Consider the following 22,469-nt stretch of genomic DNA (forward strand, 5'->3'; position numbering starts at 1 on the left):
TGGGGCGTTCCATCGTCGGCGCAGACACCGCCCGCGCGGCGTCGACACCGACCAGCACGCACCGGCGGCGACCCACGTGTCGCCGTAACCCTTCAGCGCCACCGGGGTGTGGTCGCCCACCCGCCCGGCCCGACCAGGCCGGCACGGGGTTGGCCCCACCCGTCTCCGCTGTGCGGTACCCACCGCCCGCGCACCCGGAGACGGGTGCGCGGGCCCGACCCTGGAATCGAGGCATCACCATGACCACACCAACCCCACCGGCCCCCCAGGCCGGCGCGCCGCAGAACAACCCGACCTCGGACGGCACGCCCACCGCTGAGGCCGCCTCTGGCCGGTCCGGCTACCTGTACCGGAAGGTGGCCCTGCACCTGGCCGACCACCCCGACCAGATTCTCAAGGTCGGCGAGATCACCCGGGCGATCGGCGCCCCGTCGTCCGGGGCGGTGTTCGAGGCGTTGAAGAAGATGACCACCGCCGGACACGCCACCCACCACCGCGACCCGCACCACCGCTTCCAGATCACCCAGGCCGGCATCGACGCCGCCGGCACCCTCCCACCCGCCGCGCCCCGCACCCGCTCCATCAGCAGCGGTGGTGGTGGTGGTGGTGGTGGCCGGCAGGGACGGCCCGCGCCGGTACCGCGCCCGAACGGCACGCTGTACCACCCGCGTCGGCTCGGGAGGGGCTGGGACGTCGAGGAACTACAGCGACTGCGCGCCCAGCAGGTGCCCGTGCTGCTGTACGGGCCGCCCGGCACCGGCAAGACCGCCATGGTCGAGGCCGCGTTCCCCGACCTGCTCACCGTCGCCGGCACCGGCGACACCGTCGTCGACGACTTCCTCGGCTCGTACAACCCGATCCCCGGCGGCGGCTACGAGTTCGTCCACGGACCGCTGGTCACCGCGATGCGGGAGGGGCGGGTGCTGCTGGTCGACGACGCCACCCTCATCCCGCCCCGCGTCCTGGCCGTGCTGTATCCGGCCATGGACGGCCGCGGGGTGATCACCATCCCGGCCAACGGCAACGAGACCGTGGAAGCCGTTGACGGGTTCTACATCGTCGCCGGCCACAACCCGGGCGTGCACGGCGCGGTGCTCACCGAGGCCCTGGCCTCCCGGTTCACCGTCCACCTGCACGTCACCACCGACTGGGACCTCGCCCGCCAACTCGGCGTCCCCAAGCAGGTCGTGGCCGCGGCGATCGACCTCAACGCCGACCTCGCCGCCGGCAAGACCGTGTGGGCGCCGCAGCTGCGCGAACTGCTCGGCTTCGTGAAGGTCCGCGACCACCTGGGCATGCCCGCCGCCCTGGCCAACCTGGCCGGCATCGCCCCAGAGGACGCCCGCGACGACGTCACCGCCGCCCTGTCCCGACACACCGGCACGCCCATCACCGCGCTCGCACTCGGCAAGCGCTAACCGCCGCCCACCCCTTCTGGAAGGAGCCCATCCGTGTCACACCCCAGCACCCACCTACAGCAAGGCGCACCGCCGACGCCGGCCGGCGCCAGCGACTGGCATGACTGGTCCGCGGCGTGGACCCAGCACGTCCCGCTGCTGACCGGCCTTACCGACCTCACCGTCCTCGTCGCCCCCGGCGCCGCCGGGGACGCACCCGAGTGCTTCTACCCGGCCCTGAACCGGATCGAGGTCGACGCCACCTACATCGCCGACAGCCCCGACGTCACCGACCCGGCCAAGCCACGGCACAAGCGGATCGTGCCCACCGGCTACGGGCTACTCGTGCACGGCGCCGCGCACGCCGCGCACAGCCGCTGGACCACCCCGCCCGGCACCCCGCCGATCCTCGCCGCCGTCGCCGACATGCTGGAGGAATCCCGGGCCGAAGGACGCCAACGCGCCCGCCGCCGCGGCGACCGCCGGTGGCTGCGCCACGTCGTGACCACCCTCCTCGACCCCGACCAGGCGGCCGTTGACGACCCGTGGCACGCCGGGCAACTTGCCGCCCTGCTCCTGGCCCGCGTCGACGCCCGCATCGTCACCAGCAAAGACGTCCGCCCGGTCCGGGCCGCCGTCACCGGCGTCCTCGGACGCAAACGCCTGCGGCAACTGCGGGACATCTGGCGCGAGGCCCACACCTGCGACGACACCGACGCCGACACCATGATCTGCCTGGCCCGCCGGTGGTGTCAGGTCCTCGGCATCGACCCCGACCAGCAGTACGACACCCCCGTACCGGACGCCGGGCAGTTCGCCGGCCGCCTCGCTGCGGCCCTCGTCGACTACCTCGCCGTCGCCGTCGGCTTCACCCCGGCCGAGTACGCCGCGGCGCTGCTGGCCCACCGGCACAGCCCACCGTCGGAGTGGGACCGCCGGGACCCGACCGAGCAGGAACACCACGCGGCCCGCGACCTCGCCAACCGGCTGCGGCAGGCCCGCACCCAACACCCCGAACCCGGCCGGCGGCCCTCCGCGATCCCACCCGGCCGGCTGCGAACCCGGCAGGCCATCACCGCCGAAGCACAAATCGCCGCCGGGCAACTCCCGACCGCCGCTCCATGGCAGCAACGCGCCCAGCTGCCACCGGAGAAACCCCGTTTGCACCTGGCCGTCCTGGTCGACCTGTCCGGCTCGATGGACCGCTACACCGACGCGATGTCGTCGGCCGCGTGGATCTTCGCCAACGCGGCCCGCCGCGCCGACGCGACGACCACCACCATCGGTTTCGGGGACCGCACCACCGTCCTGGTACCCCCACGCACCCGCCCCACGCAGGTGCTGACCATGCGCACCGGCCTCGCCACCGCCACCTTCCCGGAAGCGGTCAAGGTCGCCGACCAACTCCTCGACCTACGCCACGGCCGCACCCTGCGGATGCTCGCCGTCGTCTCCGACGGCTACCTCGACGACATCCCCGCCGGGCAACAACTCGTCACCACCCTGCACCAGGCCGGCTGTGCCGTGCTGTGGCTGCACCCCGCCGACCCGCTCGCCGACAGCGAACTGACCGGCCCCGACCAGATGTGGAGGCACACCTTCACGCACACCACCACCCTCACTGTCGCCGATCCCGTCGAGGCCGTCGCGGCGATCGCCGACGCCGCCGTCGCCGCGCTCACCCAGGCCTAGCCCAGCCGCGCCGTTCGGCGACCGACCAGCTCACCCCCGCGCCGCGGCGCTGCAACGGCCGTGGCCGGGCAGCGCCGCGCGCGGCCACCTTCAACGACGTACCCAAGCCCCGCAGAGGCGGGCTGCCGCCGGCAACCCGCCACGTCTCGCGGGGCCGGCAGCGGACGGCCCTCGCCGCCGGTCGGCGACTTGACCATCCCGCGCCATCGAAGCGTCCATGCATCGCGTCCCCAATGACCCGGTGGGCCAGGTCCGGACGCGATACGACGCCGCCCATCACAAGGAGCTCATCTCATGCGTTTCGGCACCGACAACGACCACCCCTTCGACACCGACAACCGCGCCTGGCGACGTCTCGCCGACGTCACCAGCGAACACTTCGACGTGATCACCTGGACCCGCGACCCGGACGGACGGCCGGTCCTGCTCACCCTGGGCGACCTGCGAACCGGGGACATGATCACCCTCGCCGTCCTGGACTCCCTGGAGATCCGCGACCCGTATGCGCTGCTCGCCGTTCACACCGGCGGCGAACTCGCCGCCCACGGCCCCACCAGCGGCGCCGAAACAGCCCACTCCCTCGCCCCCATGCTCGCCCTCGACAGCACCACACTCGCCGTGACCAAACCCGTGCCGCTGCACGACCCCGCCACCACAGCCCTACCCGCCACCTGCTGGGTCGACCTGCCCACCACCTTCGCCGCGGCCCTACGGCCCGCCCTCGACGACGCCCGCACCGCCGTCCTCGTGCTGCTCGACCGCACCCAAGGCTGGCTCGCCGCCGTCGGCCCGTTCCCCACCCACGCCGCCGCCGACACGTGGCAACCCGACGACGGACCCGGCCGCGCAGCCGACCGGCTCATCGTGCCGCTGCACCCGGTCACCCTCCAGGAGGCCCAGCCGTGACCAGCACCCGACCCCTGGCACACCCAGAGCTTCCGCCGATCGTGGCCCTCGACGTCGACGGCGTCCTCAACCCCGCCAACCCGGCCCACGCCGCAGCGCTCGGCTACCAGCCGCACCGCTACGACGGGCCCGGACCCGACGGGCAGCACGCGGTCGGCACCGTCTGGCTCCACCCCGACCACGGGCCATGGCTGCGGGAACTGGCCGACCACGCCCAACCGGTGTGGTGCACCAGCTGGAACCACCTCGCCGCCCAATGGATCGCCCCACGACTCGACCTGCCGACCACCTGGCCGCACGTCCCCGTCCACGCGGGCGGTGTCCGCTTCGGCCACCAGAGCAAACTCTCCGCCCTCTACCCCTGGGCCACGCGGCGGGCACTCGCCGTCCTCGACGACGAGTTCGGCGGCAAGGACCCCACCACCGTCGACCAGCGCACCCGCGACGGCGCACCCACCCTGCTCCACCCCGTCGACCCGTCTCACGGGCTGCGCCGTGCCGACATCGACACGGTGCTGACCTGGCTGCGCCGGCTCTGACCAGGCCACACCGGCGCCGCCCGGGCGCCGGAGGCCTTCCGCTCACTCGGATTCGTGGGGCCCGCATCGACGGATGCGGGCCCCACGCCGTTACGCCAAGGAGTTGATGATGGACAGCATGTTCGACCCCGCCGACGAACCGGGTACCGACCGGTCACCCCGGCTCAGCGTCGGCGACCCGGAACTGCGCAAGACCCGCCTGCTCGCCCGCGAGTGCTCCACCTGCATCTTCAAGCCCGGCAACCCGATGCACCTCGACCCCGGCCGACTCAGGCAGATGGTCGCCGAGGCACGGGGTGCGGCGGGATACATCATCTGCCACTCCACACTGCCCTACGCCGATAGTCCGGTCCCGCCCGCTGTCTGCCGTGGCTTCGCCGACCGCTACCGCACCTGGCAACTCCAGGTCATGGAACGACTCTGGGGCTTCGTCGACGTCGAGCCACCCGACCAGGACTCCACCCGTACGCCCGAATGACCAGGAGACAGCACGTGCCAAGCACCGACGACTTCCTCCAACGCCAAGAACGGATCATCGACACCACCGGCTGGGCCGTCACCCACGTCCTGCCCACCGACGACGACCCCGACACCACCGCTCCGTTCGCCTACACCGTCGGGCTCACCGCCCACGACTACCCCGAACTGATCACCGCCGGACTGCCACCCGAGGTCGCCCACAGCCTGCTCAACGACCTTGCCCGCCGGGTCTACGACAAGGCCGAACGGTTCACCCACGGCCAGCGCATCAGCGACCTCATCGCCGGCTACGACGCGATCATCATCGACGGACCACCCACCGACGAGCTGCTGCCCGCGATGGCGATCAACCGCTACGGCCGAGAGAAAACCCGCCTCCAGCAGCTCGTGTGGCCCGACCGAGAGGGCCGATTCCCCTGGGACAGCGGGTACGACTTCGAACCGCAGGCACAGCCGCTCATCGCCCAGCTGTAACAGAGCACGCCAGCTGCCGCCGGGATCCGGGCGCCCCCTATCGGCGCTCGGATTCCGGCCACGACCGGATGCGCTCGCCTATGTCGGCTCGGGCTGTGTCGCCATCGACGTCAACGCCGTCACTGGGGTCAACACCGGTAGTCAGTTACTGAGCATTAGCGAGTGCCCGGCCCCTCCCGGTGGTTGGGCAGGCATGGAGTGAAAAGGCGGGGTCTTTCGTCGTCCGCCGTGCCGTGCGTTCGGATAGTCCGCGTGGTCTCGGCCAGCTCGCTGCCGTCGTCACCCCACAGCCGCCCGGATCCTCGCCGACGCGGCAAGGACCAGCTACCCATAGCAATGGGGCACTGAACATCCGCACGCTCGAGCGTCCGCAAGTCTGTTCGTCGCTGCTTGGCGCCTCTTGCTCTATTCTCCGTTCACAGCGATACTGCGGTTCGACCGCAGCGCGCGGCGAGACCTGGCATCTGCGGAGGCCTATCGTGCCTAATCACCACGACGATCTTCAGGCGTTTGCGACTCTTGAGTCCGAATTTCGGGCGGTATGTGAGATCGCGATCGAGACATGCCTCCGCCTCTCTCCGCCCTACCGGCCAACGGCATGGAAAGGGATGATTTCCACCCTGGGTGCAGCGGAGGCTGCGCGACGCTTGGTCGTTAGCGGGGACATCCAGACAGGCTTCGGTCGGCTTGTCCAAGCTGGTCGCCCCGAGCTAACTATCGAATGGGAGATCCTTAACCCAAGGTGGGATCCGTTATTCAGCGAGCAGCACCGAGCAGCCGCACGCTGGCGGCTTCAGCGAGCGGGCATCGAGCCACCGAACCGCTAATCGCCGCCAGCACAGTTCGGCGAGTGGCTGCGGGGGGTCGCCGAGCTGAAAGACCAAATCGCAACAGCTCCGTAAGCGAATGTGAGAGATGTCCGACTACTACAAAGCCATCGTCGATGCCGGTCACGAACTTGCAGCGTCAACCAGGAACCTCGGCGCTTTAAGCTCGAATACTTTCAATGCTGCTCGCAGCCTCGGCCGCGTCGACTTGCTATCGGCGGATGCCGAAATAGCGAAGCTGCTTGCACAAAGCAAGCTGAAGGGCGTAATCATTGGGGCTGTCGCCACTGGCGGGATCATCGCAGTCGCCACCGGCGGGATTATCGCAGCAGTCAAGTCGGCGCCATACGTCAAGGACTGGTTCAACGATCTGAAGTCGAAGTCGAGTGGGAACTCCGAGATGAGCGAGGGCGAGAGTCAACCCGCCCTGGACGGCGCCGCCGCGAAGAACTTCTCGCAACAGGTAGAGGCCTCGCTGGACGACCTCCGGACCGATATGAGCAGCGAGGAAGCCCAACGGCGACTCGCGATGATCATGATCGCCGCGGCGTTCATCGCCGATCAGATGCGGACCCTATCCCGTGCTCGCGTCGAAGACGCCGACGCTGCGCCGGAACTGAAGAGCGCGCTGGAGAGACTCTCCGCCCTAGACCTCACGGACACCCTCAACCGGATGCTGGAGGCGAACTCCTCCCTGCTCAGCGACGAGACCACGGCCGCGCTCATGAAGATCTTCGAAGGCGGCCGTTTCATCGAGGGCGAATACCTGCCCCTGCGCAACGACAAGATCAAGGACGCGCTTCGCCTGACCGACGGCGAGGAGTGAACCGGAAAGACTCCTAAGGATCTGGCAGCACCGCCCCGCACTTTGAGCCGCACCCTGCCGGGTGCTTGCGCCAGCGGGCCCACAGGTTGCCGTGGCGCCGCCCCAAGGCACGAGGGTGGTCACGAGGCGCCAATTTGCTCGGCGACACGACTTGTGTCGTGCCCGTTCGCGGTTCGCGGCACGGGTGGCCAGTACCGGCGGACGGTGCGCTCGGACCGGCCGATTCTGGTGGCGATCTCGGCTGAGTGCAGGGACGGGTCCTGGCGATGCCAGTAGGCCACGGCCCCGGCGGTGTCGGGCGGCACCTTTGCGCTGCTTGTGCCATCGTCCCGGTCGGAATTTCGACCCTGGCCTTCGACAGAGTCCAACTCAATCTCTTGGGCAGCGCCCGGAGGGTTGGCCGTGTCCTGCTCGTCGGGATTCTCGACCGGCGTGCCTGGAGAGCCGGTGGTGCCGGACCTGCTGATTCCAGACCGGTCCGTGGCGTGGTGTGAGGGGTCCGCACCCCGCAACGGCGGCGTGTGCGGGGACGGTATGGCGTCCTTACCGGTCTGGACGAGGTGAGCGTCCTCGTGGTCGCGTGTATCGTCCTGCGGCAGCTCAGGTGCAACTTCCTCGGTGTCGCGCGCATCGGTCGGCGCGTGCACGGTGGCGTCCGCATTCGAATGCTCGCCCTCGTCGCCGCGGATCGCAGCCTCCGGCCATTCCGGCGGCGATACGTCGAAGCCTCGTAACGTCTGCGCTGCACGGGGCGGCCCTGATACGAGGGCCGGTGCCCTCAGGCTCGGCGATTCGGCCGTCGGGGACGGCGTCTCCGTTGGCGTGGTGGCGGACTGCAGGCGGCCAACCTGACTGACGGAGGGGGTGCGGATCCGTCCAGCGATCTCGACCAGGCTGATGCTGGCTACGACGACGAGCCCGTCAACGGAGATGGGCAGCAGGTAGGAGGCGGCGGCGCCAGTTTCGCCGTATCGGGCGGCGACGCCGACCATGTGCCAGTAACTCACCCAGGCGGCGATGCCGGCGATGACGGCGGCGGCGATCAGCCGGGCGGCGGCCAGGCCGCGGCGGTCCGCGGGTACGCGGGAGATGAGTTCGACGGTCAGCAGCAGTGCCAGCGGCGGCCACGCGGCGATGACCTGGCTGATGAGGTTCGGCCGGGCGTGTAGGACGTTCGCCGCGATCGACGCGGCGACGCCGAGGGCGAGCACGGCCCGCACGGCCCACCGCAGCCGGATCAGGTGCCGCGTGTCGACCTCCGCTACCTCCGGGGTACGGGCGGAGGTGTGCCGGGGTAGCGGTGTGGCGGTCATGCGGCAGCTCCGTCACCGGGCCGGGGCGCCGGCCGCAGGTCTGGTCGGCGGGCGGGACGCTGGACCTGGGCGACCAACTCGTCGGCCAAGGCGATGGTGTCGTCGCTGGGTTCGGCGTCGATCTCGCCGAGGGCGCGGGTCAGGGCGCGGCGCAGGCTGCGGATGGCGTCGAGGTGCCCGAGCGCGGCGCGGGCCCGCATCGCCTGCTGGTACAGCTCTTCCGCGTACGGGTTGTGGCCGATCGCGGCGTCCAGGACGGTGAGCTGCTCGGCGGGGTTGCCGGTGAGGGCATCAACCAGGGCGAGGTAGGCGTCAAGTGCCTGCTGCCGGACGGCTTCGCGGTAGGGCTCGATCCATTCGTAGTCGGCGCCGTCGGCCAGGTGTCCGCGGTAGGTGTCGACCGCGCGGCGTAGCGCGGCGAGGCGCTCGGTTGGGTCGGTGGCCTGGTTGGCGTCGCGGATCGTGGCGCGCATGCGCCACAGGTCCACGTCGACGGCGTCGCGGTTGAGGACGTACCGCTGGTGGGGGTGGGTGAGATAGGTGCCGCGTCCTGCGGTGCGGCGCATGATGGTGCGCAGGTCGGACACGTAGGTGTAGAGCCGGCCGGGTGCTTTGTTGGCGGGAGCGTCGGGGAGCAGGTCGTCGAGGATCGCCTCGGCGGAGGCGTCGCCGTCGTGCACGGCCAGGTAGACGAGCACTTCGAGGGATTTCTTGCGCAGTGTCGGCCCTGGCGGCACGTCGACGATCGCGGCGGTGCCCAGTACGGTGACCTGAACCCTCCCGTGGCTGGTCTCCTGGCTTTCCTCGGCCGCGCCGTCGGTGTCCGGTTCTTCCACGGCGGGCGGGGGCGCACCGTCGCGGGCAGTGTCCGCGCCGCCGGCATGGGCGTCGGTGGGCGGAGCTGTCTGGGTGGCTGGGGTGGTCTCGCTGCTGGCGCTGCTTGCTGTTGCTGTCGGGGCGGCGGACACGGGCTCGGCGCCGGTTGCCGGCAGGTGGTCACCCTCGCGGACGGGGACGTCGGGTGGCGCCGGCTCGGTGTCGGGAGGAGGTTGCTCATCGGGTGCGGCGTTCGTGGCCTGGGCGGTGGTGACGGGTTCGATCGGGGCGGGAGCCTGCGGCTGGCCGGTGTGGGATTCGGCGAGGGTGACGAGCAGGTCGCTGGTCTCGGACGGGGTGAGGACGGCCAGTCGGCCGATGTCGGCCGGGTGGCCACCGTGGCGGGAGCCTTCCCCCTGGGCGCGGCTCGTGGTGCCGTCTTCGGCGACGACGACGGTGTCGCCGTCGGGCCATGCGCCCAGCAGCACGCCGTGGATGTCAAGGCGCTGGCCCTGGGCGAGGAGCGCGGCGATACGGGTGCGCTGGTGGCGGGTGTCGGCGTCGGCCAGCAGCAGGACTGGCGGCATCGGCTCCCCGGTCGGGTCCGCCGCGCGTGCCTCGGCGGCGGTGTCGACCTCGTGGGCGTAGGCGATGCGGCTGCGGTGCAGGGTCTGCGCCTCGAGCAGGTCGAGTGCCTCGTCCAGGCCACCGGTGACGGTCAGCCGCGGGGTGCGGGGCAGCGCGACGGCACCGGCGCCGAGCAGCGTCGCCGCGGTCGCTGATGGCATGACCAGCCAGGTGCGGTCTTCCGGTGCATCGAGGCCCCCGGCGGCCAGGGCGGCGGCCATGAACCCGCGGGCGGCGGCCTCCGCGCCGGGACCGGTGAGCCCCAGGCCGGCGGGCGGCCAGACCGCGGCGAGCGGGTGCGCCAGCGACGGCACCACCGGGCGCAGCGCAGTGTCGTCTCCTGCGCTCAGGTTCGCGACAGGCGCCGACTTCTCGTCGTCGTCCTCATCGTCGAGACCGGCGTCGTCGAGGGCGCCGGTCTTGTCGTGCCGCCCGGCGATCTCCAGACGGTCGTCGTCGAGAAGGCCGGCGTCCTGATCGGAGGTGTCAGGGCCGTCCGGTACGGAGGTGTTGTCGTGTGCTTCGGTGCCGTCGGGGTCGGTGAACAGCCCGAGGTCGCCGTCCGGACCTTCGTAGCCGGCCGGGTCGGTGGGGGTCGTGGTGGCGTGGCGCAGGCGGCGGCGGATCTGGTTCACCACGGGCGGCATGGGCGCCACGTCGGGGTCGTCCAGGCGCAGGTCGGCCGACACGGGCCGGCGGGTGTAGCGGCGGCGGCGGTGGGCCCAGACGAGGGCGACGGCCGCGAGGATCGCGGCAACGAGCCCGGCGTCGAGCCAGCTGCCGGTGCCGAGTGAGACACCGGGTGACGCCTCCGTTTGCGGCCCGGGTGTCTGCTGCCCGTCGACCGAGGGACGGGGCGTCGTCGAGCCTCCGGAGGCCGACGGCTGCTCAGCGGGCGCGGTGGAGACCGGCGGCGAGGGGACGTGGACTATGCCGTCATCACCGTCGTGCGGCGCCGGGGTGGTGGAGCCTGTCGACGGTCTCGCGGACGGCGCGTCGGGTGGCGGCTGGGTGGGTTGGCGCGGTGGTGTCGGCGGGGGCGCGGCGGTGCCGGGTGTCGGCTGCTCGGGGCCTGCCGCCGGGGGGTCGGCGGGTGGCGGGGTCCGGGGTGTGCCGGCGGATGGTGTGGCGTCGTCGGGCAGTTCGAGGGTCCAGCCGGGGTAGATCAGGTTCGGGTTGGTGAGGGTGCCGCCGACGTCGCGGAAGTGGGTGCCCCGGTTGAGGGCGAAGATCTCCGGCCACCGGTTGGCGTCGCCGAGCCACTGCTGGGCGATCTTCGACAGGGTGTCCCCGCGCCGCACCTCGCAGGTGTAGGTCTGCCCGGACGACACAAGCGTTACGTGGCCCGCTACCAGCCGGGCCGGCACCGGATCCCTCATGTCCGGCAGGGCGGACGTCGACACGGCTGCCTGCCAGGCCTGCGTGTGGTGCCCGTCCGTGGTCACCAGCCGCATGGTGCTGCTGGGCACGGCGGTCGCCGTAGCCGTAGCCGGAGCGGTGGCGTTGGTGTGGGTGGTTGTCGCCTGCGCTGGCTGGGTGAGGGTCGGTGCGGCCTGGGCGGCGGTGGCGAGGACGCCGCCGCTGATGGCGGCCACCAGGATTGCGGCGAGCCCGCGGGCCGGCGCGATGGCTCGGGGTTGCGGCAGGCGGATGCCCGTAACGGTTTCGGCGACCTCGGCGATCAGCGACCAGATGAACGCTGCCCACACCGCCCAGAGCAGGCAGACGAGGGCGTTGCCGAGCATGGCGTCGGTCAGCGGTGAGGTGAGGGCGGTGCCGACGTCCTGCCAGGTGGGGACCTCGCGGGGTAGCGGCCAGCCGACGTATCGGATGAGCGCGTACGGCACGCCGGCGGTGAGCAGCACCAGGGTCCCGAGTCCGGCCAGCCGGCGGGCGGTGGCGGCGAGGAATGCGAACACTGGGGCTCCCGGTGGGGTGGCGGTCCTGGTCAGTTCGGTGCGGTGACGCCGGTCAGAGGGCTGGCGGTCGCGGTCGCGGACACCGGCAGGGCGCTGATCCCGACGAGGTGCAGCAGCTGCGTGGGCCGGGTGCCGCTGATGGTGACGGTGACGGCGGTGGGGGTGGCGGACGCGGTCACCTGCCCGTCGACGCCGGCCTGTTGGGCGAAGCTCCGCGCGGCTGCGGCGGCCTGGGCGGGCTGGAGCTGGACAGTGCCGGTGGCCCGGTAGGTGGCAAGGTCAATCTCGCGGGCGCCTGCCCGGGCGGCGCCCTGTGCGACGTCGAGGAGCCGCACCTTGTCCGACATGCCCAGGCCCAGGTCGAGCACCAGGCCAGCGAGGATGAGGACGAGAACGACGCCGAAGATCGTCCACGGGGTGATCTGGCCGCGGTCGTCGTGGCGGGCCTGCCGCAGGCGGGTACTCAGCCGGTTCATGGCGCCGTTGTCCCGCGGTAGGTGTCGAGGGGCTGGTGGGAGGTGCCGCGGATGGTGATGGTGCCGGGCAGGCCGAGGCCGTAGAGGTCTTCGAGGCGGACGGTGCACGCCACGGTGGCGCTGACCTGCCCGCCGGGGACGAACGCGCCGGCGTCGACGGTGACGTTGGACGGCTGGCAGGTGAAGGCCCGCCCAGCCAGGGTCGCGGAGGCGCCGTCGGCACCTGCTGCGCGGGCCTCGCCGGGGGTGTGGGCGAGGGACGCCTGGCGGGCCGCGGCGGCGGCGGCGGAGTTGACGTCGATGGCGGCCGAGGCCAGGCGCAGGCACGCCACCACCGCGAGGGCGGCCAGGACCATCAGCGGTACGTAGCTCAGCGCCATCTCGACGCTGACCGAACCGCGGTCTCCCCGCAGCCGAGGCACCCGGCGGCGTGGGTGTCGGCTGCGGCGCTGCTCGCGGGTCACGTCGAGTCTCCTTCCACTCCAGGCGGCGAGGGGGCCAGCGACAGGGTCGAGGGGCGGAAACGCTCGACCGGGGCGCTGGCCTGGGTGCTGACCTGCAGGCGCAGGAACGGCACGACGGCGGGCACCCGGCCGGCCACGGCCACCGTGGCGGTGTCGGCGGTGCGGGTGACCGACACCCGCGGGTCGACGACGACCTGCCCCGCGACCTGGTCGAGGACGGTGGCGGCGTCGGCACGGCCGGCGGCGGCGGTGCCGCCGGACACCCTGGTGGTCTGCAGGGCGTGGTTCGCGGCGTGTTGGACGCCGAGTTGGGCCAGGGCCCACAGGGCGAACTGCACGCCGACGAGGACAAGCAGGAACAGCAGGGGCGCGTAGATGACCACCTCGGTGGTGACCGACCCGCGGTCACCACCGAGCCGGCGTCGCCTGCCTCGTCGCGTGCGGTGCATGGCTAGAGGTTGATTCCGGTGATCTTGGTGATGATCTTGCCCTGGAAGATGGCGTAGACGGCCAGGACGAGGGTGACGAGCAGGGCGATCCACATGACCTTCTCGGTGGTCTCGCTGCCCCGGTCGCCGGAGTCACGCAGCCGGCGAGCCCGGTCGACGAGGGTGAGGTGTGCCAGGGTCAGCAGGGCCATCAGCTTGCTGGGGTGCACGGCGTTTCTCCTTCTGGTGTGTCGGGGTCAGAAGCTGTCCACGGCGGTGACAGCCGGGTAGAGGAGGAACAGCATGTAGGCGGCGGCCAGGAGCATGACCGGCATAGACATGCGTTCGGTGGCGGAGTTGGCCCGGGCCTCCAGGGCGGCGGCCTGGTGGGCGCGCAGGGTGGCGGCGCGGATGGTGAGGGAGTCGCGGATACGGGCGCCTTCGGTGCCGGCGAGACTCATCGTCGCGGCGAGTTCCTGCAGTTCGACGACGCCGGTGTCCTCGCCGAGCTGGCCGAGGGCCTGCCAGGGCGGGATGCGCAACAGCCGGGCGGTGGCCACGGCACGGTTCAGGCGTCCGGCGGCCCAGCCGTGGGTGTCGGCGCAGGCGTCGTCGAGGGCTTGTTCGAGACCGGCGCCGCCGGCGAGGGAGATGACGACGAGATCGAGCACGGCGGACAGGGCGTAGCGCAGCTCGTCGCGGCGCCGCTGCGCCTCGGCGTGCACGGTGGTCTCGGCCAGCCACCAGCCGCCGGCCGCGCCAGCCAGCGACGCCCACAGCGGCATGCCGGCGGCGAAGCTGACCCCGCCGGAGGCGAGGACGGCCATCGCGACCGGGGGCAGCAGCAGGCCGGCGAGGACCGCGAGGGCCTGGTCGGCCAGGTGGGTGGCGGTCGGCCGTCCGAGTACGGCGAGGTCGGCGCGCATCCGCTGCCGGGGCAGGCCGAGGGCACGCAGGGGCGCGGCGAGCAGCCGGGTCCTGGCCCCCACCGGTTCTTCCGAGGCAGCCGGGGTGCGGCGCAGAGCGTCGAGGGCCTGAGCGAGGCTGGGGCGGGCGGGATGCAGGCCGGTGCCGGCCAGGACCAGTCCGAGCCCGGCGACGACGCCGCACGCCACCACGAAAGCGGCCATCACGCCACCTGCCCGAGCTGGTCGGCCGAGAGCACCCGTGGCGGTTGCGGCACGCGGGAGGCGCGGGCCAGCCACCAGAACCCGCCGGCGAACACCGCCCCGACGACAAGGAGCACGAGCTGCCCGGTGACGCTGCGGTACGGGGCGAGGAACCCGCGGTTGAGCAGGATCAGCCCGGCGACCATCGCCACCGACGTGCCGGTGATCACCCGGGCGGCCGTGCGGGTCGCGGCCCGTTTGGTGGCCACCCGCATCCGGATGCCGGCGAGCTCGCGGGCGGTGGCGGCGAGGCTGGTCAGGCACTGGGACAGTTGCCCGCCGTGGTAGCCGGCGGCCTGCGTGAGAGCGCGCACGACGAGGTCGGCGGTGGGGTCGGCGAGGTCGGCGGCGAACGCGCGCAGCGCGTCGGGCAGCCGCACACCGCCGCGCACCGCCCCCGCGAGGGCCTGCACCTGGGGGCGGATGGGCTGGGGGGTAACAGGGGCGGTGGCGGTGATGGCCTGCTCCAGGCCGGCGGCCGACGACAGGGTGTCGCGCAGCAGCTCAGCCCAGGTGGCGATCGCCTCGATCCGGGCGATCGCGCGGGTGTGCTCCCGGTCGGGGCCCAGGACGCGGGGCAGCGCCCACACCGCGGCGGCGGTCAGCAGCGCCGCGACCGGCCAACGGGTCGCCGCCGCGGCGGCGAATCCAGCGACGATGGCCGCGAGGAGCCGGGTCCGGTCGGCCGACGTCCACCGTGTCCGGGTGCTCGGGATGCCGGGTGGGCGGCGGCGCAGCCCGTCGGCGACGAGGATCAGGCCGGCCGCGCAGCCCAAGCCGAGCAGGATCGGCAGCAGGTCCATGCTCACCACCGGTCCCGGACGAGGATGTCGGGGTTGAGGCCGGCGGCCGTGAGCTCATCGAGGGTGTCGGCGCGGATCGGCGCGGCGGGGACGGCGCGCCGGTCCGGGCCAGGGCGGTAGATCTCGTTGGAGGGAATCTGGGTGCCGTCGGTCTCCAGGACCTGGCGGATGGACGACACCACCCGGGTGCCGTCGGTGGCAACATCCAGGTGGACGACGAAGTCGACGGCCTGGCCGATGAGCACGTTCGCCGCGTCGAAGGTCAGCTTCTCCGGCGCCTGCATGACGTACATGGCCAGCCGGGTCAGCGCCTGCTTACTGGAGGAGGCATGCAGGGTGCACATGCTGCCGTCGTTGCCCTGCGACATAGCCAGGAGCATCGGTACGGCCTCGGCGCCGCGGGTCTCACCGACGATGACCCGGTCCGGGCGCATCCGCAGGCCCCAACGCACCATCGTGGACATGTCGATGCCACCGACGCCTTCCAGGTTCGGTTCCCGCTGCTGCAGGGCAGTGGTGTTCGGGTGCGCGTCGCTGTCCTCGTCAAGACCGAGTTCGTAGGCGTCCTCGACGGTGACGATCCGCTCGTGCGGGCTAATCGCGCCGGCGGCGGCGCGCAGCATGGTGGTCTTGCCGACGCCGACACCTCCGCAGATCACGATGTTCTTGCGCGCCCGCACCAGCGCCCGGATGAGCTCCCGCAACCCCACCGTGATCTCCCCGCGATGCAGCAGGTCCTCCAGGGTCACCCGGTGCAGGGTGTTGCGGCGGATCGACAGCGAGGGCCGTTTCGCCACCGCCATCACGGCGAACAGGCGTTGCCCGCCGGGCAGCCGCAGCGACAGGCCCGGCGAACCGCGGTCGAATCGGCGCTCCTCCTGCCCGCTGCGCGCCGCCGCAACCCGCACCAGGTCGACCAGGTCGTCGTCGGAGGCGGCCACCGGCGGCACTCGCTGCACCCGCCCGTCAGTGGTGCGGATCCACACGTTGTCGCAGCCGTTGGCGAAGATGTCCTCCACCCGCGGGTCGTCGATCAACCTCTGCAAGCCGCCCAGCCCGGTGAAGGTGTCCCGCAACGCCCGCGCCAAGGCCGCCTCGGCCTGCGGAGTGAGCGGGACACGGCCAGCGGAGATGTCCTCGCGGGCGTGGACGACGAGTTCCTCCGCGATGTATCCCGCGATCACCGCGTGCCGCTCGCCGTCGGGAAGTTGCGCGCCGTGCGCGGCAAGGCGGTCACTGACCCGGGCCCGCAGCCGCGCCACCACCTCCGGCGGCGCCGCCGTCGTGCCGCCGTTCAGGGTCGGGGCAGTCACCGCACGACCTCCAACGCCGCACCGGCGGGCCGCCCGCCGGCCGCGAGAGACGCGGCGAGGGCGCGCAAAGCTTGGGCGAGGCGGGTACGTGTCCACGCCCGCCCCGTCATCCGCCCGGCGAGGACGCCCGCACCCCACCGGTCGGTGGGCAGCTGCGCCCACACCGGGACACCGAGGCGCCCGCTGATCTCCGCCGGGGTGTAGGCGGACCGGCCGCAGACCGCCAGCCCGACACCACCCGACCTTGCCGCGGCGCGCAGCGCCGGCAGGCGGGTGTCCAGATGGTCCAGGTACTCCGTCGACCCTGAGGTGACCAGCACGACCGCGTCGGCGGAGCGCAGCAGGCCCCACGCGGGGCTGTTGGCGTAGAGGCGGCCCACATCGGCGACCACCGCTGGCGCCAGCCCCGCGACCGCGTCGGCCTGGCCGGCGAGGACCGACACCGCCCCCGCGGCGGTCTCGGCCGCACCCGGCCCGACGAGGACGTGCAAGCCCAACGGCACCTGCTGCACGTACGGCACCGCCCCACCGGCGTGCCCACCGTGCCGGGCCGCCGCCGCCAGGGACGCCAGGCCCGGCTCCTGCGCCAGCCCAAACCTCGCCGCGACCACCCCACCACCGGGATCGGCCTCCACCAGCAACGCCGGGCGCTCCGGCCACAACGCCGCCATCCCCAACGCGGCCGTCGACGCACCCGGCGCGCCGGACACCGACGCCACCACCACCAACATCTCCCGCACCTCCTCACGTCTCACTGGGACGAGCCGAGCTGCACCAGCGACACGTCCCCCGGAGCCGCCGCGACCGCTTCCGCCGCATCCGCGGCGAGCAGCACCGTCACCAACTGCGTGCCCACCTGGTCCGCGCCCGCCGCCACGGACACGACCGTGGCCACCGCCCGACGCACACCGCTGTTCTGCTGCGGCGCCTGCTGCCCACCCCCCGCAGGCGGGGCGACCAGCACCACCACCCGCGACCCGGCGGTCAGGCTCGTCGGGGCCCGGCCCGGCTTGACCGGCACCGCGATCACCGCCTGCCCCGCCGCAGGCCACGCCGCCGGCCCGACCTGCCCCGACACCAGCAGGCTCCCTGCCGCCAGCGGCACCGCCGCCGAACGGCCAACGATCCCGCCGCGCCGCTCGGCCGGGACCAGGTCCAGGCCGGACGGGTTCGCCACCCGCACCACCCGCACATCCGCGTCGGCGATGACCTGACCCGCCGCCACGTTCCGCGCGACGGCGAGGAACTGCTCATCGGCGTGCCGGCGCAGGTCCACCTGCCAAAACGTCACCACCGTCGCCAAGACCAGCACCATGCCGGCGACCACACGCCGGCCGCTGCGCCGCCCCACCCGCCGCATACCGGTGGACACCGGCGGCAGATCTGCAGCGGCGATGCTCCCCGGCCGGGGACGGTCCGTCGTGACGCTCACCGGACACCTCCGACGATCGCCTGGGACTCCGCCACCCGCACAGACACCGTCGAGGTCGTCGTGAGCGGAGCGAGAGTGCCCCCACTACCGGCACCAGACCAGGTGACCGACCACGTCACCGTCGCCCGCAGCCGGAACGCCGCCCCCACTGCGACAGCGGACGAGGAGGTGTAGGTATGCCCGCACGGCGACGACGCCCGCGGGTCCGTGCCCGGCTTCCACGGCTTGCCCGGACCAGTGCACGTCAGGTCGTCGCTGCCGTCGCCGAAGGACCACACCACCTGCGTCGGCGTCGCGGTCGCGGTCACCGACACCCCAGGCACCGACGCGGTCGCCGACCGAGCCCCCCACGTCACCGGGTCCACCCACAGCCACACCGGCACCTGCACCAGCACGAACGGCGCGGTGGTGGGATTCGTGTGAATCTGCGGCGAGGGCAGGCGCAGCCGAGACCGCGCCGTCTGCGCCAACGCCGTCAGATTCACCGTCGGCGCCTGGTCCAGCCACACCGGCACCTCCTGCGACCCGAGCCCGTTGGCTACGCAAGTCCGCGAATACCAACCGCCCTCTGGGCCCTTGCCCGGCGGAGGCGGGAGACCCACGTCGACCGGCGCCCAGTAGCAGCCGTCGCCACCGCCGCCGCCCGAGCCGTCGTCACCGGACCCGCCGCCTTGGTTGCCGCCGGTGGAGCCGCCAGACCCGCCGGGGGTGCCGGCGCTGATCTCGCATTCGGGAGCTGACGGGTTCTGGGTGCAGCTGACCCCGCCGATGCCACCGTCAGCACGTGCTTCCAGGCTTCCAGTCATCAGTACGATCGCTGCCGCGCCCGCGGCGATCAGGCATCGAGCGGTGCGACGCATCAGCACGACCCCACGTCCTGGACGCCGAAGCTGGTGACCTTCCAGCCGCCGGCCTCGAGGTCCGTGACCGTTGCCCGCGCGCTCCGCCGGCCCCCGGGCACGTCGTTGATCGGCTTGCCCGCCAGGTTGTAGACCAGGAAGGCGCTGTCGTCGATGCAGTCGGTGACGGTCACCGTCGCAGGTGAGGCGTTGAGCGCGACGTCGGTGGCCTGAGGGTCTAGGACGTACTTGCCCTTGAGTACCTGCTTTTTGCTCCGGTAGGTGGCCAGCCCGTTTCGCAACGTCTTCAGCGCGCCGTCGCTGGCGAACCTGCTGAGGTCGGGCTCGTCGGGGTTGGCGGTAAGACCGGCCTTCGCGTACGCGGCCCACATACCGCGGTACGCATCCATCGCTGCGCCTTCGGCGGCGCCGCGCGGATCCTGGCTGGGCGCGGGAACAGTGACGGAGGTGGTGGGAGAAGTTTCTTGCCCGGTGTTCCCGGCGTCGCACGCTCCGGTGCCGACCACCAGGCACAGGCCGATCGCCGAGCCCGCCACGCGAGAGCGGCGGCCTCGCGATCGAACGGTGGAAGTTCGCTGTCTGTTACGGCTCGTCATCTGCCGGCCTGCCTCCTGACGGTTCCTGGCCACAGCGACGCGGGGCCGTCCCGCTGTCGTGGAAGTTGCACGCACGGATGCCTGAACTCACCTCTACACCCGGCCCCCACGGTTACCGCAACGTGCTTACCTTCCGGTGATTACCGTCAGGTGCTCACCTCGAGGCCACCGATAATGCGAGTCTTTCGACGCAATCCGACCAGCCGGTGTCGGATTCGCGACACTATGCCCGCAGGGATTGAAGGCCCTAGAATCCTCGGAAAATGTCAAGGGAGAGCGCCCACCATGAGCCGCATCGCCGAGGGCCCTCAGCCCGCCGACCTCGCCGAGGAGCTCGCCCGCCGATCCACCGCCATCGCAACTCTGGTGACTATGCGTGATCGCGCGGCTGTCACGATCGGGGATCTCGGTGGCGTGGACGAGGCGTCCCGCGAGGCGCTGCGGGCCGACCTGTGCTGGCTCGCGGCGACTGGACTCCTGCGGCGGGAACCGCACGGCAGTTGGGACGTGATCGCCGCCACAGGTGCCTACCGCTTGTCCAACATGGGGCGCGCGCTGGCCGATGCCCTGAATGCGCTGGCCGAGGGCTGCCGCCACCGGACCAGCGCGCCAGCTATCCAACGACGTGACTCGATACCGCGATGATCTCCGCTTGACTCAACGTGAATTCTTTGTTCACGTAGAGCAGTCGATCACCTAGACTCGTCCTCTGGCCGACCTTGACGGGGAGGGGAGGCGGATGGACGACGACCTTCACGCCGTGCACGACGCGATCAAACTGTGCGCCCAGCGGTGGACCCTGGAGATCCTCACGGCACTCGGCCAACGGCCGATGCGATTCTCAGAGCTGCTGCGCGAGATCCACCCGGCGCCGAGTTCGAAATCGCTCAACGACGCCCTGCGCCGCCTGCGCGACAGTGGCTTGGTGCACCACACCGACGACGTGGGCGCCGGTACCTACACCCTGACCGCCGCCGGCACCCACCTGCTGCCGCTGCTCTCATCGTTCATGCGCGAGATGCGGCGCTGGTCAGACACCTATCGCGACGGCTACGCGCAGCCGACCGGCGCGGACGCCGGGCCGGCGTAGGCCCGTCGCGCACCACGACGACGGCAGCTGATGAACCCCTCGGCGCTGGGGCTGGCGCTCTGCTGCGGCGCCCTTGCCGGCTTGGCGTTGCCACACGCCTACACCCGGCTGGTGGCCAACCCCCCAGCGAGCGCGGGGACGCCACCGTCCCGTGCGGTCGGAGACGGCACCGCGGCACCCCGCGGTGTCTCGGTCAGAGGTTCCCTGATGCTGGTGGCCGCCTCGGAGCTGTGTGGCATCGGGCTGGCTGTCGCCTCCGCGGGCCTAGCCTGGCTGCTGCGCGACGCCTCCGGCGGCCTGCCGCTACTGGCGGTCTGGCTCGTGGTGATGCACACCGGCGTGCTGCTCGCCGCCGTCGACGTCGCGGTCCGCAGGCTGCCCACGCCCGCGATCGGTGCCGCCGCCCTGGCCGTCGGCGTCGTGCTGGCCGGCCGAGCGGCGGCCACGGGCCAGGCCCGAACGCTGGCCGCCGCGGCGCTCGCCGCGGCGGCGCTCGGCAGTCTGTACCTGGCCTTGGTCCTCGTCGCGGGAAGCGGAATGGGGATGGGTGACGTGCGGCTGGCCGCGCTGCTCGGCGCGGCGCTGGGCGCCACCGGCTGGCCCACGGTGTTGCTCGGCGGCCTGCTGCCCTTCGTGCTCGCCGTTCCCGAAGCGCTGGCGCACCTAGCGCTGCGCCGCGCGCCCAGCCTCGCCTTCGGCCCGTATCTGGTCACCGGGGCGCTCGTGGCGGCCGTAGCCGGCAGCTGATCACTTGCCGAGAACGGCGTGTGTTGCGCGTGCCCCACGGCTACGTCCTGTCCAGATTTTCGGGGCGCAACCAGCGCGGGGAGCGGAACTCGGGACGTCAGGTACGGGGACCATCAACCACTCGCCCGTCGGCGCACTTAGCTGCGCGGCTTCTCCAGGTCAGTCGCCGGCCGTGGCCAGCGGACCGTCGATAGGGATGATCGCGGCGCGAGCCGCGCCGGTGTGTAACGCACTCAAGAGCCATACCCGATCCGAGTTGCTCTGGGGCCTAGTGAAGTACACCAGTGTGGCGTCGTGCAGTAGCGACTCATCAGCGTCCAGGCCGTTGCGGGTGGCGACGATGACGGAAGGTGGGCGGTCGCCACCCGCGACCGCCTTACCTTTCCGTGGCTCGTGCAACGTCAACTGCTCGGTGCGGACGCCGTGGGCGGCGAGGTGGTCCCGTACGTACTCGACCTCGGCGCGTAAGGGTCCGGTTACCACTATGACCGGGCCGGACCGGTGCCTTTGCAGGACCGTTTCTGTCATTGCCTCCAGCCGGGGGTCTGGGCCGAGGGCTTCGAGGGAGTCCACGAGGTTCCACGCCATATCGATGTCGTTCATGTCGCCGTGGCTCGTCCCATGTGTACTGATGAGTCGCATTAGTGCTGAGTGCACAGCGGGGCGACTGCGGGTGCTGTTGCGCTTGTCCAGCAGCCTCGCTGCCTGTTCGAAGAGCGAGCGCTCGGCGGGGCTGAGCGACACCGGGTACGTCTCGGGATCGGGGTGCCGGTCACCGCTCATGGTGATGGCCTCGTCCAAGGTGAGCTCAACTAGCGTGGGGTGGTGGAGCCATGTGGGCAGACCCTGGCCCGGTTCTTGGTCAACCACGATGGTCTGGCGAGCCTGCTCGACGATGTCGAGAACGGCGGGCGTGGTTGAACTGTCCGGTCGAGGACCAGCGTCGAGAACAGCCAGGGCCAGGGGTAGCGATTTCAACGCGATCCGCACGGGACCGCGGCGGATGTCTAGCACGGTGGTGAGGAAGATGCCCCGATGAGGCTCTGCCGGCAGTCGGTTAGCGAGTTCCAGGGCGAGGTCAGGCTTCAGGAGGCGTACCGGCGCGGCATTGCGACTCTCGAGAACAAAGGCCCACTGCTCGAGCAGCGCACGACGCGACGACACGACCACGACGAAACCGGAAGCTGCGCTGCGCGCGGCGAATTCCGCCACTGTCGTCGTGATACCGGAGCCGACAGGGGCACGCAGCACGATGTGTCGCGCATCGCGGACACG

General features: G+C 71.8%; 24 protein-coding genes. 10 read left to right on the top strand and 14 right to left on the bottom strand.

Annotated features, from left to right (window positions below):
- Nucleotides 1-239: 239 nt before the first annotated feature.
- From ABUL08_RS20670 to ABUL08_RS20700, 7 genes are all read left to right on the top strand, one after another.
- Nucleotides 240-1,418, top strand: coding sequence for an ATP-binding protein (locus ABUL08_RS20670; RefSeq protein ID WP_350931583.1), 1,179 nt, complete (start codon nucleotides 240-242; stop codon nucleotides 1,416-1,418).
- A 33-nt stretch (nucleotides 1,419-1,451) separates the two neighbouring features.
- Nucleotides 1,452-3,089, top strand: a complete 1,638-nt coding sequence (locus ABUL08_RS20675) for a VWA domain-containing protein (protein WP_350931585.1) — start codon at nucleotides 1,452-1,454, stop codon at nucleotides 3,087-3,089.
- A 294-nt stretch (nucleotides 3,090-3,383) separates the two neighbouring features.
- Nucleotides 3,384-3,995: a hypothetical protein gene (locus tag ABUL08_RS20680; protein ID WP_350931587.1), complete on the top strand. Its 612-nt coding sequence runs from the start codon at nucleotides 3,384-3,386 to the stop codon at nucleotides 3,993-3,995.
- Entirely contained in the window at nucleotides 3,992-4,534 is a 543-nt protein-coding gene (locus tag ABUL08_RS20685) for a hypothetical protein (RefSeq protein ID WP_350931589.1), read from the top strand. Before ABUL08_RS20680 ends, ABUL08_RS20685 begins: the two co-directional genes overlap by 4 nt.
- 109 nt (nucleotides 4,535-4,643) lie before the next feature.
- Nucleotides 4,644-5,012 carry a hypothetical protein gene (locus tag ABUL08_RS20690; protein WP_350931590.1) on the top strand — a complete coding sequence of 123 codons (369 nt, stop codon included), beginning with the start codon at nucleotides 4,644-4,646 and terminating at the stop codon, nucleotides 5,010-5,012.
- 14 nt (nucleotides 5,013-5,026) lie between these two features.
- Nucleotides 5,027-5,488 carry a DUF4262 domain-containing protein gene (locus ABUL08_RS20695; RefSeq protein ID WP_350931591.1) on the top strand — a complete coding sequence of 154 codons (462 nt, stop codon included), beginning with the start codon at nucleotides 5,027-5,029 and terminating at the stop codon, nucleotides 5,486-5,488.
- 915 nt (nucleotides 5,489-6,403) lie between these two features.
- Complete coding sequence (locus ABUL08_RS20700) at nucleotides 6,404-7,141, top strand: hypothetical protein (protein ID WP_350931592.1); 738 nt, start codon at nucleotides 6,404-6,406, stop codon at nucleotides 7,139-7,141.
- A 119-nt stretch (nucleotides 7,142-7,260) separates the two neighbouring features.
- Here ABUL08_RS20700 and ABUL08_RS20705 read toward each other — a convergent pair whose 3' ends face one another.
- The 13 genes from ABUL08_RS20705 to ABUL08_RS20765 form a co-directional block, all read right to left on the bottom strand.
- On the bottom strand, nucleotides 7,261-8,454 hold the full coding sequence (locus tag ABUL08_RS20705) for a DUF2637 domain-containing protein (protein WP_350931593.1): 1,194 nt from the start codon (nucleotides 8,452-8,454) through the stop codon (nucleotides 7,261-7,263).
- A complete protein-coding gene (locus ABUL08_RS20710; RefSeq protein WP_350931594.1) occupies nucleotides 8,451-11,816 on the bottom strand; it encodes a BTAD domain-containing putative transcriptional regulator in 3,366 nt (1,121 codons plus the stop codon). The genes ABUL08_RS20705 and ABUL08_RS20710 overlap by 4 nt, the downstream gene beginning before the upstream one ends.
- 29 nt (nucleotides 11,817-11,845) lie before the next feature.
- Nucleotides 11,846-12,292 (bottom strand): pilus assembly protein TadG-related protein, encoded by a 447-nt coding sequence (locus ABUL08_RS20715; RefSeq protein ID WP_350931595.1) that lies wholly within the window; start codon nucleotides 12,290-12,292, stop codon nucleotides 11,846-11,848.
- Complete coding sequence (locus ABUL08_RS20720) at nucleotides 12,289-12,672, bottom strand: TadE family protein (RefSeq protein ID WP_091445871.1); 384 nt, start codon at nucleotides 12,670-12,672, stop codon at nucleotides 12,289-12,291. Before ABUL08_RS20720 ends, ABUL08_RS20715 begins: the two co-directional genes overlap by 4 nt.
- A gap of 80 nt (nucleotides 12,673-12,752) precedes the next feature.
- Complete coding sequence (locus ABUL08_RS20725) at nucleotides 12,753-13,205, bottom strand: TadE/TadG family type IV pilus assembly protein (RefSeq protein ID WP_350931597.1); 453 nt, start codon at nucleotides 13,203-13,205, stop codon at nucleotides 12,753-12,755.
- Nucleotides 13,206-13,207: 2 nt separating this feature from the next.
- Entirely contained in the window at nucleotides 13,208-13,396 is a 189-nt protein-coding gene (locus ABUL08_RS20730) for a hypothetical protein (protein WP_091299259.1), read from the bottom strand.
- 45 nt (nucleotides 13,397-13,441) lie between these two features.
- Nucleotides 13,442-14,314, bottom strand: a complete 873-nt coding sequence (locus ABUL08_RS20735) for a type II secretion system F family protein (RefSeq protein WP_350931598.1) — start codon at nucleotides 14,312-14,314, stop codon at nucleotides 13,442-13,444.
- Complete coding sequence (locus ABUL08_RS20740) at nucleotides 14,314-15,156, bottom strand: type II secretion system F family protein (RefSeq protein ID WP_350938750.1); 843 nt, start codon at nucleotides 15,154-15,156, stop codon at nucleotides 14,314-14,316. The genes ABUL08_RS20735 and ABUL08_RS20740 overlap by 1 nt, the downstream gene beginning before the upstream one ends.
- Before the next feature lie 2 nt (nucleotides 15,157-15,158).
- Entirely contained in the window at nucleotides 15,159-16,469 is a 1,311-nt protein-coding gene (locus ABUL08_RS20745) for a CpaF family protein (protein ID WP_350931599.1), read from the bottom strand.
- Nucleotides 16,466-17,200 carry a MinD/ParA family ATP-binding protein gene (locus ABUL08_RS20750; protein WP_350938752.1) on the bottom strand — a complete coding sequence of 245 codons (735 nt, stop codon included), beginning with the start codon at nucleotides 17,198-17,200 and terminating at the stop codon, nucleotides 16,466-16,468. The genes ABUL08_RS20745 and ABUL08_RS20750 overlap by 4 nt, the downstream gene beginning before the upstream one ends.
- Before the next feature lie 20 nt (nucleotides 17,201-17,220).
- Nucleotides 17,221-17,901 carry an SAF domain-containing protein gene (locus tag ABUL08_RS20755; RefSeq protein WP_350931600.1) on the bottom strand — a complete coding sequence of 227 codons (681 nt, stop codon included), beginning with the start codon at nucleotides 17,899-17,901 and terminating at the stop codon, nucleotides 17,221-17,223.
- Nucleotides 17,898-18,761 (bottom strand): hypothetical protein, encoded by an 864-nt coding sequence (locus ABUL08_RS20760; protein WP_377522557.1) that lies wholly within the window; start codon nucleotides 18,759-18,761, stop codon nucleotides 17,898-17,900. The genes ABUL08_RS20755 and ABUL08_RS20760 overlap by 4 nt, the downstream gene beginning before the upstream one ends.
- Nucleotides 18,761-19,297 (bottom strand): hypothetical protein, encoded by a 537-nt coding sequence (locus ABUL08_RS20765; RefSeq protein WP_350931602.1) that lies wholly within the window; start codon nucleotides 19,295-19,297, stop codon nucleotides 18,761-18,763. Before ABUL08_RS20765 ends, ABUL08_RS20760 begins: the two co-directional genes overlap by 1 nt.
- Nucleotides 19,298-19,642: 345 nt before the next feature.
- Here ABUL08_RS20765 and ABUL08_RS20770 point away from each other — a divergent pair, with 345 nt between their 5' ends.
- The 3 genes from ABUL08_RS20770 to ABUL08_RS20780 all read left to right on the top strand — a co-directional run bounded on the left by ABUL08_RS20770 (nucleotide 19,643) and on the right by ABUL08_RS20780 (nucleotide 21,194).
- Nucleotides 19,643-20,002 (top strand): hypothetical protein, encoded by a 360-nt coding sequence (locus tag ABUL08_RS20770; RefSeq protein ID WP_350931603.1) that lies wholly within the window; start codon nucleotides 19,643-19,645, stop codon nucleotides 20,000-20,002.
- Between the two features lie 94 nt (nucleotides 20,003-20,096).
- Nucleotides 20,097-20,447 (top strand): winged helix-turn-helix transcriptional regulator, encoded by a 351-nt coding sequence (locus tag ABUL08_RS20775; RefSeq protein ID WP_350931604.1) that lies wholly within the window; start codon nucleotides 20,097-20,099, stop codon nucleotides 20,445-20,447.
- A 207-nt stretch (nucleotides 20,448-20,654) separates the two neighbouring features.
- Complete coding sequence (locus ABUL08_RS20780) at nucleotides 20,655-21,194, top strand: prepilin peptidase (protein ID WP_350931605.1); 540 nt, start codon at nucleotides 20,655-20,657, stop codon at nucleotides 21,192-21,194.
- A gap of 159 nt (nucleotides 21,195-21,353) precedes the next feature.
- On the opposite strand, the gene ABUL08_RS20785 is transcribed toward ABUL08_RS20780, so the two are convergent.
- Entirely contained in the window at nucleotides 21,354-22,406 is a 1,053-nt protein-coding gene (locus ABUL08_RS20785) for a hypothetical protein (RefSeq protein ID WP_350931607.1), read from the bottom strand.
- Nucleotides 22,407-22,469: the final 63 nt, after the last annotated feature.

The sequence above is a fragment of the Micromonospora sp. CCTCC AA 2012012 genome (genome assembly GCF_040499845.1).
GTDB classification, from domain to species: Bacteria; Actinomycetota; Actinomycetes; order Mycobacteriales; family Micromonosporaceae; genus Micromonospora; species Micromonospora mangrovi.

Bases quoted from the DNA above. Each gene is read 5' to 3' on its own strand.
- ABUL08_RS20690 (WP_350931590.1), top strand. From the start codon at position 4,644: ATGGACAGCATGTTCGACCCCGCCGACGAACCGGGTACCGACCGGTCA.
- ABUL08_RS20760 (WP_377522557.1), bottom strand. From the start codon at position 18,761: ATGCGTCGCACCGCTCGATGCCTGATCGCCGCGGGCGCGGCAGCGATC.
- ABUL08_RS20775 (WP_350931604.1), top strand. From the start codon at position 20,097: ATGGACGACGACCTTCACGCCGTGCACGACGCGATCAAACTGTGCGCC.
- ABUL08_RS20720 (WP_091445871.1), bottom strand. From the start codon at position 12,672: ATGGCGCTGAGCTACGTACCGCTGATGGTCCTGGCCGCCCTCGCGGTG.
- ABUL08_RS20725 (WP_350931597.1), bottom strand. From the start codon at position 13,205: ATGCACCGCACGCGACGAGGCAGGCGACGCCGGCTCGGTGGTGACCGC.
- ABUL08_RS20670 (WP_350931583.1), top strand. From the start codon at position 240: ATGACCACACCAACCCCACCGGCCCCCCAGGCCGGCGCGCCGCAGAAC.
- ABUL08_RS20735 (WP_350931598.1), bottom strand. From the start codon at position 14,314: ATGGCCGCTTTCGTGGTGGCGTGCGGCGTCGTCGCCGGGCTCGGACTG.
- ABUL08_RS20700 (WP_350931592.1), top strand. From the start codon at position 6,404: ATGTCCGACTACTACAAAGCCATCGTCGATGCCGGTCACGAACTTGCA.
- ABUL08_RS20780 (WP_350931605.1), top strand. From the start codon at position 20,655: ATGCTGGTGGCCGCCTCGGAGCTGTGTGGCATCGGGCTGGCTGTCGCC.
- ABUL08_RS20705 (WP_350931593.1), bottom strand. From the start codon at position 8,454: ATGACCGCCACACCGCTACCCCGGCACACCTCCGCCCGTACCCCGGAG.
- ABUL08_RS20680 (WP_350931587.1), top strand. From the start codon at position 3,384: ATGCGTTTCGGCACCGACAACGACCACCCCTTCGACACCGACAACCGC.
- ABUL08_RS20715 (WP_350931595.1), bottom strand. From the start codon at position 12,292: ATGAACCGGCTGAGTACCCGCCTGCGGCAGGCCCGCCACGACGACCGC.
- ABUL08_RS20730 (WP_091299259.1), bottom strand. From the start codon at position 13,396: ATGGCCCTGCTGACCCTGGCACACCTCACCCTCGTCGACCGGGCTCGC.
- ABUL08_RS20770 (WP_350931603.1), top strand. From the start codon at position 19,643: ATGAGCCGCATCGCCGAGGGCCCTCAGCCCGCCGACCTCGCCGAGGAG.
- ABUL08_RS20740 (WP_350938750.1), bottom strand. From the start codon at position 15,156: ATGGACCTGCTGCCGATCCTGCTCGGCTTGGGCTGCGCGGCCGGCCTG.
- ABUL08_RS20750 (WP_350938752.1), bottom strand. From the start codon at position 17,200: ATGTTGGTGGTGGTGGCGTCGGTGTCCGGCGCGCCGGGTGCGTCGACG.